The organism is Bradyrhizobium sp. Unk1 (assembly GCF_059512345.1).
Map to the genome: position 1 here is coordinate 155,914 of NZ_JCAMOP010000013.1, position 12,978 is coordinate 168,891.

At 64.1% G+C, this 12,978-nt stretch carries 12 protein-coding genes; 4 read left to right on the forward strand and 8 right to left on the reverse strand.

All coding sequences use genetic code 11. The features are described 5' to 3' along the window. Positions 1 to 29: 29 nt before the first annotated feature. Positions 30 to 1,469: an FAD-binding oxidoreductase gene (locus tag AC5ZFO_RS18790; RefSeq protein ID WP_496122327.1), complete on the forward strand. Its 1,440-nt coding sequence runs from the start codon at positions 30 to 32 to the stop codon at positions 1,467 to 1,469. Positions 1,470 to 1,509: 40 nt separating this feature from the next. Here the strand turns inward: AC5ZFO_RS18790 and AC5ZFO_RS18795 are convergent, their stop codons facing one another. From AC5ZFO_RS18795 to AC5ZFO_RS18825, 7 genes are read right to left on the reverse strand one after another with little or no spacing between them, the layout of a single operon-like run. Then, positions 1,510 to 2,526 carry a CobW family GTP-binding protein gene (locus AC5ZFO_RS18795; RefSeq protein ID WP_496122328.1) on the reverse strand — a complete coding sequence of 339 codons (1,017 nt, stop codon included), beginning with the start codon at positions 2,524 to 2,526 and terminating at the stop codon, positions 1,510 to 1,512. After that, entirely contained in the window at positions 2,523 to 4,103 is a 1,581-nt protein-coding gene (locus AC5ZFO_RS18800; protein ID WP_496122329.1) for an amidohydrolase family protein, read from the reverse strand. The genes AC5ZFO_RS18795 and AC5ZFO_RS18800 overlap by 4 nt, the downstream gene beginning before the upstream one ends. Further along, positions 4,090 to 5,046 (reverse strand): branched-chain amino acid ABC transporter permease, encoded by a 957-nt coding sequence (locus tag AC5ZFO_RS18805; protein WP_496122330.1) that lies wholly within the window; start codon positions 5,044 to 5,046, stop codon positions 4,090 to 4,092. Before AC5ZFO_RS18805 ends, AC5ZFO_RS18800 begins: the two co-directional genes overlap by 14 nt. Continuing rightward, entirely contained in the window at positions 5,043 to 5,930 is an 888-nt protein-coding gene (locus tag AC5ZFO_RS18810) for a branched-chain amino acid ABC transporter permease (protein WP_496122331.1), read from the reverse strand. The genes AC5ZFO_RS18805 and AC5ZFO_RS18810 overlap by 4 nt, the downstream gene beginning before the upstream one ends. Positions 5,931 to 5,952: 22 nt before the next feature. Continuing rightward, positions 5,953 to 7,164, reverse strand: a complete 1,212-nt coding sequence (locus AC5ZFO_RS18815) for an ABC transporter substrate-binding protein (RefSeq protein WP_496122332.1) — start codon at positions 7,162 to 7,164, stop codon at positions 5,953 to 5,955. Between the two features lie 34 nt (positions 7,165 to 7,198). After that, positions 7,199 to 7,933, reverse strand: coding sequence for an ABC transporter ATP-binding protein (locus AC5ZFO_RS18820; RefSeq protein ID WP_496122333.1), 735 nt, complete (start codon positions 7,931 to 7,933; stop codon positions 7,199 to 7,201). Beyond that, positions 7,930 to 8,706 (reverse strand): ABC transporter ATP-binding protein, encoded by a 777-nt coding sequence (locus AC5ZFO_RS18825; protein ID WP_496122334.1) that lies wholly within the window; start codon positions 8,704 to 8,706, stop codon positions 7,930 to 7,932. Before AC5ZFO_RS18825 ends, AC5ZFO_RS18820 begins: the two co-directional genes overlap by 4 nt. Positions 8,707 to 8,906: 200 nt before the next feature. On the opposite strand from AC5ZFO_RS18825, the gene AC5ZFO_RS18830 reads away from it, so the two are divergent. Further along, positions 8,907 to 9,476, forward strand: a complete 570-nt coding sequence (locus tag AC5ZFO_RS18830) for a LuxR C-terminal-related transcriptional regulator (protein WP_496122335.1) — start codon at positions 8,907 to 8,909, stop codon at positions 9,474 to 9,476. A gap of 20 nt (positions 9,477 to 9,496) precedes the next feature. On the opposite strand, the gene AC5ZFO_RS18835 is transcribed toward AC5ZFO_RS18830, so the two are convergent. Next, entirely contained in the window at positions 9,497 to 10,996 is a 1,500-nt protein-coding gene (locus tag AC5ZFO_RS18835) for an NAD-dependent succinate-semialdehyde dehydrogenase (protein WP_496122336.1), read from the reverse strand. 148 nt (positions 10,997 to 11,144) lie between these two features. On the opposite strand from AC5ZFO_RS18835, the gene AC5ZFO_RS18840 reads away from it, so the two are divergent. Together AC5ZFO_RS18840 and gabT are read left to right on the forward strand one after the other, a co-directional pair. Further along, positions 11,145 to 11,489 carry a tRNA-binding protein gene (locus AC5ZFO_RS18840; RefSeq protein ID WP_496122337.1) on the forward strand — a complete coding sequence of 115 codons (345 nt, stop codon included), beginning with the start codon at positions 11,145 to 11,147 and terminating at the stop codon, positions 11,487 to 11,489. Positions 11,490 to 11,646: 157 nt separating this feature from the next. Then, entirely contained in the window at positions 11,647 to 12,951 is a 1,305-nt protein-coding gene (gene gabT, locus AC5ZFO_RS18845) for a 4-aminobutyrate--2-oxoglutarate transaminase (RefSeq protein ID WP_496122338.1), read from the forward strand. Positions 12,952 to 12,978: the final 27 nt, after the last annotated feature.

Consider the following 12,978-nt stretch of genomic DNA (forward strand, 5'->3'; position numbering starts at 1 on the left):
ATCGCCCGACGGCAATCGGGAGCAGCGGCATGTCCAACTCCGCACCAATCCACGCGTTTCGCGATCTCATCGGCCAGGCGGGCGTGGTCGACGATCCGGAACGCATCGCCACCTACACGACGGATCAGCGCCAACTCTTCACGGGTTCGGCCTACGCAGTGTTGAGGCCGGCAAGCACGCAGCAGGTCGCCGACATCGTGAAGTTGGCGGCACGTCTCGGCGTCGGCATCGTTCCGCAGGGCGGCAACACCAGCTACTGCGGGGGCGCGACGCCGGACGCCTCCGGACGTCAGATCATTGTCAGTCTGGAGCGGATGGACGGGATCCGCGAAATCGATCCGGTGTCGATGACCGTTTCGGTCGACGCCGGCGCCATCCTGAAGAACGTTCAGGACGCCGCAGCGGCCGCGGGGCTCCTGTTGCCGCTCAGCCTCGGCGCGGAGGGAAGTTGCCGTATAGGCGGCAATATCGGCACGAATGCCGGCGGTCTGTCGGTCGTCAAATACGGAATGACGCGCGACCTGATCCTCGGAGTCGAAGCGGTTCTGTCGGACGGGACCGTCGTCTCGGACATGCGCAAACTGCGGAAGAACAATACGGGCTACGACGTCAAGCAATGCTTCGTCGGAAGCGAGGGGACCCTCGGCATCGTCACCGGCGCGGTGCTGCGGCTCGCGCCCTCTCCGGTCCGCCGCGCGACCGCCTGGCTGAAGCTCGCCGCCGGCGCCCCGCTCGCAGAACTCCTCGCGTTGGTACGGCGTCAGTCGGCCGACCTGCTCACCACGTTCGAATTCATGACATCCAGATCGATTTCGCTCGCGACAGACTCGATGATCAATCCGCCCTCCGTCGGCGCCGGCCCGGGCGGAGCTGTCCTCGTCGAGCTTGCCTCCTCCTCCGATCATCTCGATCTCGACGGGCTGATGGAGGCGGTTCTCGGCGAAGCGGTGGAATCCGGATGGCTCGACGATGCGTTTCTCGCACAAAGCGGATCCCAACGATCGGCGATGTGGGAGGTGCGCGAGACGATTCCCGAGGGCGAGAAGCGCCGCAACGGGTCCGTGAAGCACGACATCTCCGTTCCGCTCTCCGCCATTCAGCGCTTTCTGGACCTCGCCGGCGCTCAGGTGCGGAGCCATGCCGCCGACCTCGAACTCTCCGTCTACGGCCACGTCGGCGACGGCAATCTCCATTACAACGTTCTCGTCCCGCCGGGCCTCGATCGGATCGAATTCAGCCGCGAGATCGAGAACGGTCTGTCCCTGAAGCTCTACGACATCGCGGCCTCCCTCGACGGCACCTTCAGCGCTGAACATGGCGTCGGCCGGTTCAAGAGGCATCTCTTGGAGAAGTACGGCGATGCCGGGCGCGTCGCCGCGATGCGCCGGATCAAGACCGCCTTCGATCCATCGAACCTGCTGAACGCCGGCGCGGTCGTCTATCCGCTGGAACTCGGCGACGGCCGCTGAGGCGTCCGAAGTTTCTGGTCCGCGAGACATCGACCGTCCTTCAGTGGCGCTCAGGCAGCGCGCTCGACGTAGCTTTCAGGGACGGCCTGACGTTCGGCGAATAGGCACCAGACATCTCGGTCAGTTCATTCAGGCGGACGTCGCGGGCGATGATGACAATGCCTCGTCCCGCTGCGAGGTCGGCGTCCGTCCAGCGGGGCTCGGCAAACGTCGTGCCGACGCCGTCGATCAGGATCGGTCGGGGGGCGCCTCCCACCGACACCAATCCTTTCACGCGCAGCAATCGATCGCCGCAAAGCCCGGCGAGATCCTCGAGCCAGTCACCCAAATCCGCCCACGGAACGGAGCCGGGCCATTCCGCGAAGAAGACGCCAAGCCGCGAGTGGTCGGTGGCGGCGATCGCCTGAAATTGGCTCGCCACCTTCTTTGCTTCGAGTTCGCTCGGCGCAAACGCCGCGCGAGCGCGAGCCGATCTGTCTTCGGTCGTCACCAGAACGGCGGCCGGATTGAACTCTCCGGCGACGCGCTCGGCGGCCCCTCTCGCGCCATGAGTTACCCGGTCGAGCTTGGTCAGGACGATGGATTGGGCGGCAGTCAATTGCGCCGACCGGATCGGAAACGTCACGTCGTCCGCGCGGGGGGCGACCGCATCGAGAGTCGAGACGATGCGAAGCCGATATTCAGCCCTGTCGTAGCGCATCAGCGAGCGCAAAATGGGGCTAGGCATAGCCAGGCCGCTGGTCTCCAGGATGATTCGGCGGAACTCGCCTGCGCCCGATTGCCGCCGCGCGGCGAGCAACTCGTCGATCGCCGAATGGAGGTCGTCACCGAACGAGCAGCATACGCAACCGTTCCCCAGCAAGGTCATCGGCAGATCGCGCCGTCCTGAGGACACGACGGCTCCGTCGACGTTGATCTCGCCAGCCTCGTTCACGATCACGCCGGTGTCGGCGGAATCGGGCAGCGAAAGATAGTCGCAAAGTAGTGTCGTCTTGCCGCTACCGAGGCTGCCGGTCAGCAGGACGAACTCGGGCGTCGGGGGCGATCCGGTTCTCACGCCGCTCTCCTGCGCGCTTTGACCATTTCCTCGACGTCGGCGAGTAGCTCGGCCGGATCGAAGACGGAGCCCTCCTTGATGACGCTGGAGATGCTGCGCTTCCACACGACCGACGCCGACGGATCGTCCAGTCGCATCGCACCGGTCCCGTAGAGGAGCTTGAAGTCGTTGAGCGGATTCTCGTCGTGCACAAGGATGTCGGCGAGCTTTCCGACTTCCAGCGTTCCGACGTCGTCCTGGATGCCGAGAAGTTCCGCGCCCCACGTCGTCGCTGCCCGCAAGACCTCGAGAGAAGTGAAGCCGGCCTCCTGAAGCAGTTCGAGCTCGCGGACGAGGCCGAAGCCGTAAGTCTGGAACATGAAGCCGGAGTCGGACCCGACGCACACGCGCCCGCCGAGATTCTTGTAGTCGTTGACGAACCTCATCCACAGACGGAACGTCTCGCGCCATTCGACCTCGTTGGTCGTCGACCAACGGTACCAATACGCACCGTGTCCACCGCGCTGCGGCTGGAAGTAGGCCCAGAGGGTCGGATCGGTGAAGCGATCGTGCCAATCCGCCCGGCGGGTCCGCATCAGGTCTCGGTTGCCGTCGTAGACGTTGAAGGTGGGGACGAAGGTGTGCCCGGCCTCAAGAAATGCGTGGAGGACGTCGTTCCACTTCTGCGATCCGGGCTTAGCCGCCTGCAGGAACGTCTGTCCGGCGGTCGAGAAGCGCAGGTATTCGTCGTTGTAGTCGTACTCTGGCGGGAAGGATTGCAGCGTCTGACCGTCCAGGAGCGCCTCGGGAATTCCGTAGGAGTGCTCCGTGCTCGTCAACCCCCATTGCGCCGTTCTCAGCGAGTTCATCCTGCCGACGGCCAGTTGCGCGTGATGACAGCAACTCCGCAAGCCAAGGCTGGCGCATTGCTCCAGAGCGGCCTTCATCATCGCCGGCGGGGCTCCGAAGAACTTGATGCCGTCCGCTCCCCGGTCCTTGACCGCTTGAAGCCAATTGCGCGCGTCGTCGGGAGTGTGGATCGTCTTGATGTAGTCGTTCGTGCCCGGGAAGGGCGCGTAGGCCAGAATGCGCGGTGCGTCGATGCGATGCTCGGCTGCCGCCTGCTTCTGCTGCAGTGTCCACTGCAGGCCGTTGAAGCAGCCCGTCTCGCGGATGGTCGTGACCCCGTGCGCCAGCCAAAGCTTGTAGACGTAGTCGGCGCTCGGCATGGGACCGTTCTCTGCATGGAACGGCGCGCCGATGTGGGCATGGGCATCGACCAGGCCGGGCGTCAGGAACTTGCCGGTGCAGTCGATCTCGAAGTCGCCCGCTGCGGGACGGCGCTGCGGATTGATCGGAAGCTTCGGTGTGCCGACCTTCTTCAGCACCGTGATCCGGCCTTTCTCGACGACCACGTCGGCGGGCCCCCAGGGAGGAGCACCGGTACCGTCGATGATGGAGGCGCCGCGCAGCACCAGCCGCTTGAACGGCCCCCGCCCGCGGGTCCGCGACGTCGCGGCCTCGACCTGAGGCAGGCCGCCCGCGGCGAACATCTTGGCGAACTCTTCGCCGGCACCGTCGAGGTCAGGTTGCGTCATCGAGTATCGCCTTCTTTCCGTAGCAGGCGTCCGGACCCGGGCGAGAAGCACCAAGGCCCGACCGTTCGTTGGTCATGCGGAACGCGCCTTCGGGCCGCAATTGCATGACGACGATCAGGGTCGCGGCGATCGCGAACTCGCGGAGCGAGGCGACCTGCACCGCGTCCAGGCCCGGGACCCACGCGGCGACGAAGCGGGTCGCCTCGAGCAATGCGACCAGGGCCAGCGAGCCGATCACGGCGCCGGCGAGGCGTGTGTACCCGCCGACGGTGACCGCGAGAAAGATGTAGATGGTCAATTGGGTGATGAAGACGTCGGGCGCGATGTAGCTGGTGAAATGCGCATAGAGCGCGCCACCGAGGCCCGAGAGGGCCGCACCGATTCCGAAAGCCTGAAGCTTGAGCCGGAGGACCGACTTTCCAGCCACGGCCGCGACCTGCTCGTCGTCGCGCACCGCGCGCAGCGCCCGCCCGAAGGGACTTCGGAGAAGCCAATTGAGAACGAACGCAACGATACCGACAAGAACCCAAGTCAGAACGAGATAGAAGACGGCGAAGTTGTCTCCGAGTTGAGCCTTGAACGGCGCAACGATTCCCGAGATCCCGTCGCTGCCCTTCGTCAGCCATTTTTCGTTCGTTTCGGCCAGGCGCAGGATCTCCGCGAAGCCGAGGGTCACGATCGCGAGATAGTCGCCGCGAAGGTTCCGGACCACCAGGCAAAGCGCGACGCCAACCGCCGCCGAAACCGCGGCGGCCGCGCCCCAGTCGATCCAGATCGGATAACCCGCGCCCGAAAGCAGGGCCGACGTATAGGCGCCCAAGCCTACGAACCCGACCAGGCCGAGATTCACCAGTCCACCCTGCCCCCATGCCGTGACCAGGCCCAGCGAAAGCAGAGAGTAGAATCCGGCGATGGTGCCGGCGAAGATCAGATAGGAGATCATTTTCGCACCCCCGAGGCTCCGGAAAAGATGCCGCCCGGACGCGCGAGCAGGGTGATCAGGATCGCGACGAAGGCAGTCAGCGACTGATAGACCGGCGGGAGGACCAGAAGACCCAATTCGCCGATGACGCCCATCAGCAGCGCGCCGGCGACCGCGCCGGGAAGGCTCGTCAGGCCACCCACGACGCTGCCGGCGAAGATCAGGAGGATCAGCCTGGATCCCGTCGACGGATCGACACTGGTGTCGATCGCAAGCAGCGCCCCGCCGACGCCCGCCAGGCCCATGCCGATGAACGTGGCGAGATTGGCGAGACGGACCGGCTCGATGCCCTTGAGACGGGCCAGATCGGCGTTGTCGGCGACGGCGCGCATGGCCTTGCCGAGCTTGGTCAACGAGAAGAACAACGCCAGAAGAACGGCGAGCCCGATCGCGATCTCGAGATTGTGCAGTTGCTGCAGCCCGATGCGGATGCCGCCGACCTTCATGTCGCGGGCGATCGGCATGTCGAAGCTGTTCAGGCCGCTCCCGAAGGAGAAGCGATAGGCGCTTTCCAGCGCCATGTTCAGCGCGATCGAGACCACCGCCACCATCAGCGGAGTCTGGGCGCTGGGCCTGCGTCGGATCGGCGCAAGCGCGATGCGATCGGTCACGACCCCAAGCGCGCCGGCGACCAGGAAGGCGATGACCAGAACGGGCACTAGAGGCAAATGGAGGGTCGTATTCGCGAGCCAGCCCGCGTACGCGCCGGCCGTGAGTTGCGCAGCGACGCTGAAGTTGACGAAACCCAGCACGCTGAAGATCAACGTCAGACCGAGCGCCGGCAACGCGATGAGCGCGCCGACGATCAGTCCGTTCACCAAATACTGCAGCAGGTCGGTCAACATGGCGTCCGCTCTCTTTGTTGCGTCAACCGACCTTGCGAAGCGTGAGCTTGCCGCCCTGCACCTGTTCGTAGCGGAAGAAGACGCCCTTGACGTCGCCGTTGTCAGCGAACTCGAGCGGACCGCTCGGACCGTCGTAGTTCACCTGCCCCCCGGCGACGACGGTCTTGAGCGCATCGACGGCGTCGTCGGTCCGCTTGCCTTCGCCCGCCGAGATCGCGCGCAGATTGTCGCGGACCGCGGTGCCGTTCACCGCACCGGAAGTCGCGCGCGCGAGCGCCAACGACGTCAGAACGACGTGGTCGTATACCTGGCAGGAATAGCTATCGAGAGAAGCCCTGCCCAACTTGCCGATGAGCCGCTTGTAGGCTTCAGAATCCTCGGCTGCCGACGGAATCAGGGAATATGCTCCCTCGGAGACTTCGGCAGGAACTGCCTTCGTCAACGCATCGTTGATGCCGAACGAGAAGCCGAGCTTCTTGCCGGTGTAGCCGGCGCGATAGAGATCCTTCAGGACAACCGAGGTGTCCGGCACGTAGCCGCCGAGAACGATGACGTCCGGCGACTCCTTGAGCGCCTGATCGACCTCCGACCTGTAGCTCGACTTCTTGTCTTCGTAGATCAACCCGCTGCCGGATCCGCCGGCGGCCTTGAAGATTCCGGAGATGATGTCGATGTACGACTGCGCGAAGGGTGTTTGCGGACCGAGAAAGAACATCTTCTTGCCGCCGAGTTCCACCGCGTACTTGCCGACGCTGGTGCCCTGCAGCGTGACGGTGGGCGAAGTCCGGAAAATGTAACCCTGGTGCGGCAACTTGGTGATGCTGTCGGCCCCCGACGAGGTCAGCAGCGTCGTCTTTCCTTCCCAGCACAGCGGCGCGATGGCCGACGTCACCGCCGAGGCATAGGAACCTCCGATGGACACCACCTTGTCGACGTCGATCAGCTTGTGCGCCGCACGGACTGCGGCTTCCGGATTGCTCTGGTCGTCCTCGATCACGATTTCAACGGGGCGCCCGCGCACGCCGCCCGCCCCGTTGATTTCGGTCACCGCGACCTTGGCCGCCTGGCCCATCGTAGCGCCGAACTGGCTGGTCGCTCCGGTGAGCGGGATGATCAGACCGATCTTGATCGGATCGCCCTGCTGCGCCCACGCGCGGGTGAGGCTCGACGAGAGCATGAGCCCGCCGACGCCCAGGCCGGCCTGCAGGAAAGTACGTCTATCCAAGTTCGACATGTCCGACTCCTCACCGTTCACGGGTTGCAATGATTCAATGTCGGTGCGCGGCCGCCGGCGCGGCCCGCCCCAAAAACAGGTGCCTGATCTCGTCGTCCTCCATCACCGAGGCTGCAGCAGCGTCGCGGACCTTCTTGCCGGCGACCAGGACGACGCCGCGCGTTCCGTATTCAAGCGCCAAGAGCGCATTCTGCTCGACCATGAGGATCGCCAGTCCGCTCGCCGCGAGGTCGCGGACCAGCACGAAGATGTCCTTCGCCGCCGCCGGCGAGAGGCCGGCTGTGGGTTCGTCCAAGAGCAGGACGCTCGGGTTGGTCATGAGAGCCACGGCCATCGCCAGCACTTGCCGTTGACCGCCGGACAGATTTCCCGCCTTGTCGCGAAGCCGTCCGCGCAGCATCGGAAATCGGTTCAACTGCTCTTCGATCCGATCCTTCAACCCGGATCGCAGCAGGTAACCGCCCATCTCCAGATTTTCCTGGACCGAAAGGCTGCCGAAAACGTTCCGCTCCTGCGGCACGAAGCTGATGCCGCGTTCACAGGCGGCATGGGCGTCTCCGGCAGGGAGTGCGGTCCCATCGATCGAGACGTCGCCGGTCCGCTTCGGCAGAAGCCCGGCAAGCAGCTTCAGGAATGTCGACTTGCCGGCGCCGTTGGGCCCGATGATGACGGCAAGATCAGTGGGCGCGACCTTGAGATCCACGCCCTTCACGATGAAATCGGCGGTCGCGTAGCCGCCGCAGACCGCGTTCGCGTTCAGCGTCGTCATTGCAGTTGCACTCCAAGATAGCTTTCCTGCACGCGACGATCGGCCGTCACTTCGTCGAAGCTGCCTCTCGTCAGGAACTTCCCGTCCGCCATGACAATGACGTCGTCGCAGAGCCGCTCGATGAGCTCCATTTCGTGCTCGATCAGAAGGATGGTGACGCCCGACTCTCCGATCGCGGCGAGTTGCTCGGCGATTTCGCCAACGAGGGTCGGATTGACCCCGGCCATCGGCTCGTCGAGCAGGACCATCTTGGGATCCGCGAGGAGTACCCGCCCGATCTCCAGCAGCTTCTTCTGTCCTCCGGACAGGTCGGTGACGAGATTATCGAGCACGTGGTCAAGCCGAAGGCGCTTGGCGACCGCGTGGGCGCGTTCGCGCAATTCCTCTTCCTGTCGGCGGACCGCGCCGGGATTCGTGAGCGCGCGAAGCACACCCTCTCCCGCCTGCCGCGGTCCGTACAGCATGAGATGTTCGAAGACCGTCATGAGCGGGCATCCGCGCGCAAGCTGGAACGAACGCACCAGACCGGATCGCGAAACGACTTCGGGACGAGCACGGGAGATATCGGCGCCGTCGAAGCGCACGGCGCCCGAGAACCCGTCGACGAGCCCGGAGATGCAATTGAAGATGGTCGTCTTACCGGCGCCGTTGGGGCCGATCAGACCGGTGATGGTGCCCGCTTGGACGGAAAAGCTCGCGCCGTCGAGGGCGCGGACGCCGCCGAAGCTCGCCCTGATATCGTTCACCTCAAGCAACGACGCTGACGTCGTCATCGGCACACCTCATGACGTTCCACCGGACGGATGAAGGGTTCGGCACGCCTTTGCGCCGTATCCGCCGGATTTTTCCGGCGCTTTTATTTCGATGTTTCCACCCATCACCTATTCCATTAGGTTACGCAGACCTATACACTTAATGCTATAGGTGTCGGACACTTAAGTGTTCGACCAGAACCAGAGGCCGGGGAAGAAACATGAAAGCTGCGTCCGCCGACATCGACTATCGCCGCGCGTTTCAGGACGCGCCCGTCGGCCAGGCCATCGCCAGCAATCGCGTCATCACCGCGTGCAACAAGGCTTTTGCGGAGATCTTCGGCGGAAGGCCAAACGAGTTCACCGGTACTACCTTCGAGCGGCTCTATCCGAGCCACACGCATTTCGAAAGCGCCGGCCAGCGCGTCGGTCCGCTGCTGGCGAAGGAAAAGGTGTTCTCCGACGATCGCGTCATGCGCCGCCTCGACGGCGAATTGTTCTGGGTCCACGTGCGTGGGTTCACCTACACGCCCAAAGATCCGCATCGGAACACGCTGTGGGTCTTCACCGAGCTTTCGAGCCGCCAACCGAAGAAGGTCACGATCGGCGGCTCTCTCACGCCGCGCGAGCGCGACATCGCCGCCCTTCTGATCGAAGGAAAGACCGGCAAGGAAGCAGCCCTCTCCCTCGGAATCAGTCCGAGAACGGTCGACATCTACAAGACGCGCCTGCTCCGCAAGTACAGCGTCACGAACACGCCGGACCTGGTGCAGAGGCTTCTGACAGGCTGATCGGTCGGTGGCGCTCCTGCTCATTGGGCGGACAGTCCACCGATGTGGAACGCCTTGATCTCGAGATACTCGTCGATGCCGAACTTCGAGCCCTCGCGGCCGATGCCCGACTGCTTGATGCCGCCGAACGGCGCGACTTCTAGCGAGACCGAGCCGGTGTTCAGACCCACCATGCCGAACTCGAGCCGTTCGGCGACGCGCCAGGAGCGATTGATCTCTGAGGTGTAGAAGTAGGACGCCAATCCGTAGGGAGTTGCGTTGGCTATCTGGATCGCTTCGTCTTCGTGCTTGAAGCGGAACAACGGAGCGACGGGCCCAAAGGTCTCCTCGTTGGCCAACTGCATATCCGCGGTCGCGTTCGAAAGGACCGTAGGTTCGACGAACTGGTCCTTGGTCCCCGTCTTTCCTCCCAGCATCAGGGAGGCGCCGTTCGAGAGCGCGTCGTCGATATGGCGGCGGACCTTGTCGACCGCGGCGCGGTTGATCAGCGGCCCGATCGTGACTCCCTCGCGCAGACCGCTGCCGACGACCAGCTTCGACGTCGCGGCCAGCAGACGGTCGGCGAACTTGTCGTAGATCTTATCCTGAACGAGAACGCGATTCGCGCAGACACAGGTCTGGCCGCCGTTCCGGAACTTGCTCGCCATCAATCCGGAGACGGCGAGATCGACGTCAGCGTCGTCGAATACGATGAAGGGCGCGTTGCCGCCGAGCTCGAAACTGACGCGTTTGACCGTCGAGGCCGACTGCTGCATCAGGAGTTGGCCCACGCGCGTCGACCCGGTGAAGGAAAGCTTGCGTACCGAAGGATGCGAAGTGAGTTCGCCTCCAATCTCCTGAGGCATTCCGGTCACCACCGAAAACACACCCTTCGGAATACCGGCGCGCTCGGCGAGGACCGCCAACGCAAGTGCGGAGAATGGCGTCAATTCGGACGGCTTGGCGACGATCGGACAACCGGCGGCAAGGGCCGGGCCTGCCTTGCGGGTGATCATCGCGTTGGGGAAATTCCACGGTGTGATCGCGGCGGAAACACCCACCGGCTCACGAAGCACGATGATCCGACGATCCGACGTCGGCGCAGGTATGGTGTCGCCGTAGAGTCGGCGCGCCTCTTCCGCGAACCATTTGATGAAGCCGGCACCGTAGCGGATCTCGCCAGCGGATTCCGCCAGCGGTTTTCCCTGCTCGACCGTCATGATCGTGGAAAGATCGTCGATGTTGTCGAGCATCAGTCTACACCACTGTTCCAGCAACCGTCCTCGTTCGCTGCTGGGCAGCGCACGCCAGGCCGGCCAAGCCTCCTCGGCCGCCTGGATCGCACGTCTGGTCTCCTCCGCACCCAGGGCCGGCACCGTGCCGATCTCGGCGCCGGTGGCGGGATCGATCACCGGGACCTTGGCGCCCGCAGCGGCGTCGACCCAGACGCCCCCCACGAAAGCCTGCTCACGGAATAGACTCGAATCCTTCAAACGCTCGCGCAGCGACATGGAGACCTCCAGAATTGAGGCCCTCAGCATGGCACCGTCGCCCCGACAGGCTCTGCCGATGAATCTGGCCCGACGCGCGAATAATGCCGTCTAAGCGTCTCTTACAGAATGTCCTGCTGCCGCGAGGTGGTCTAATGAGCTTCCGCGCCTACCGCACGGATCCACGGAGTGATACGGAATGACCGATCTCAAGGCCTTGGCCACCTACGACGACTTCGCGCGTCTCGACATCCGGATCGGCAAGGTCGTCGAAGTCCAGCCGTTCCCCAGAGCTAGAAATCCCTCCTATAAGGTGGGCGTGGACGTCGGGGCCGACCGGATCATGTGGTCGAGCGCCCAGATCACGAACTACACCCCGGAAGCGTTGGTCGGCACCCTCGTCGTTTGCGTCTGCAATCTCGGCGCAAAGAACATCGCCGGTTTCACGTCTGAACTTCTCATCCTCGGCGCGAAAGATGCCGATGGGAAGGTGATCGTGCTGAGCCCCCGCAGCGGGGTCGCGGTCGGCGAGCCGATATTCTAGGCGCGTGCCGCAGCACGGCCTGCGGTTTGGCGATCCAACGACGACAGAGCATGCTGTCTGGACGCCGTCTTCGGCAAATTGATCGATGCGAGGTGCTTAGGATCCCGTCAAGGCCGGCTCCGGTGGCCAGGCCAATACACCAGCAAGGGATCACGCCATGTCAGCCGCTCAATCCACCGCCGCAGAACTCAACGCGCTGCGCAATGCCAACGTGCCGCGCGGTGTTCTCACTGCGCACCCGATCACCGTCGCTCGTGCTCAAGGGGAGTACGTCTGGGACGTTGACGGCAATAAGTATCTGGATTTCGTGGCGGGCATCGGCGTGCTCAATGTCGGGCACAACCATCCGCGCGTCGTGGCCGCGGTGGAGAAGCAGCTCAAGGACGTCACGCATATGGCCTTCCAGGTTGCTGCGTATCGACCATATCTTGATCTCGCCGCGAAGCTCAACACCCTGGTCGGAAAGAGAGAAGCCTATAAGAGCATCTTCCTGACGTCCGGCGCCGAGGCCGTCGAGAACGCCGTCAAGATCGCGCGCGCCTACACCAACCGCTCCGCCATTATCGCATTCCGGGGCGGCTTTCATGGCCGTACCATGCTGGGCGTTAGCCTCACCGGGATGAGCCAGCCCTACAAGCAGAACTTCGGACCGTTCGCCTCCGAGATCTTCCACACGCCATTCCCGGACGCCTATCGCGACATGACGACCGAGCGCGCGCTCGAAGCTCTTGACGAGGTCTTTGCGACGCAGATCGCTCCCGATCGCGTCGCCGCGATCATCATCGAGCCCGTGCAGGGCGACGGCGGTTTCCTCCCGGCGCCGGCGCCATTCCTCAAGGCGTTGCGCGAGATCACGAAGCGCCACGGCATCGTCCTGATCGCCGACGAGATCCAGACCGGCTTCGGCCGGACCGGCAAGCTTTTCGGCTTCGAACACTCCGGGATCCAGCCCGACCTGGTGACGGTCGCTAAGAGTCTGGCCGGCGGCTTCCCGCTTTCCGGCGTCGTCGGCCGCGCGGAGATCATGGACGCTCCCCTGCCCGGTGGTCTCGGCGGCACCTACGGCGGCAACGCCGTCAGTTGTGCGGCGGCGCTCGCGGTACTCGAAGCCTTCGAGCATGATGGGCTGCTCGATCACGCCGAAAAGCTCGGCCAACGCCTACAGGCAGGACTGCGCGATCTGGCGAAGAAGCACTCGATCGTCGGCAACGTGCGTGGCTTGGGCTTCATGCAGGCGATCGAACTGGTCACCGACCAGAAGAGCAAGACTCCGGATCCGGACCGGGCGCAGCGCGTGATCGATTCCGCGCGCCAGCGAGGGCTTCTGGTAATCAAATGCGGCGTTCACCGCAACGTCATCCGATTCCTGGCTCCGCTGGTCGTGTCGGAGGAAGATCTCGACAGAGCTGTCGGGATCATCGATGCCGCGCTCTCGGCCGAGAGCGTGAAGGCCGTCGCTTAGGCCGTCCGATCGTGGGGGCCGGATGCG

Excerpts from the sequence above, each read along its gene's own strand:
- AC5ZFO_RS18790 (WP_496122327.1), top strand. The coding sequence starts at position 30 with ATGTCCAACTCCGCACCAATCCACGCGTTTCGCGATCTCATCGGCCAG.
- AC5ZFO_RS18800 (WP_496122329.1), bottom strand. The coding sequence starts at position 4,103 with ATGACGCAACCTGACCTCGACGGTGCCGGCGAAGAGTTCGCCAAGATG.
- AC5ZFO_RS18805 (WP_496122330.1), bottom strand. The coding sequence starts at position 5,046 with ATGATCTCCTATCTGATCTTCGCCGGCACCATCGCCGGATTCTACTCT.
- AC5ZFO_RS18810 (WP_496122331.1), bottom strand. The coding sequence starts at position 5,930 with ATGTTGACCGACCTGCTGCAGTATTTGGTGAACGGACTGATCGTCGGC.
- AC5ZFO_RS18815 (WP_496122332.1), bottom strand. The coding sequence starts at position 7,164 with ATGTCGAACTTGGATAGACGTACTTTCCTGCAGGCCGGCCTGGGCGTC.
- AC5ZFO_RS18820 (WP_496122333.1), bottom strand. The coding sequence starts at position 7,933 with ATGACGACGCTGAACGCGAACGCGGTCTGCGGCGGCTACGCGACCGCC.
- AC5ZFO_RS18825 (WP_496122334.1), bottom strand. The coding sequence starts at position 8,706 with ATGACGACGTCAGCGTCGTTGCTTGAGGTGAACGATATCAGGGCGAGC.
- AC5ZFO_RS18830 (WP_496122335.1), top strand. The coding sequence starts at position 8,907 with ATGAAAGCTGCGTCCGCCGACATCGACTATCGCCGCGCGTTTCAGGAC.
- AC5ZFO_RS18835 (WP_496122336.1), bottom strand. The coding sequence starts at position 10,996 with ATGCTGAGGGCCTCAATTCTGGAGGTCTCCATGTCGCTGCGCGAGCGT.
- AC5ZFO_RS18840 (WP_496122337.1), top strand. The coding sequence starts at position 11,145 with ATGACCGATCTCAAGGCCTTGGCCACCTACGACGACTTCGCGCGTCTC.
- gabT (WP_496122338.1), top strand. The coding sequence starts at position 11,647 with ATGTCAGCCGCTCAATCCACCGCCGCAGAACTCAACGCGCTGCGCAAT.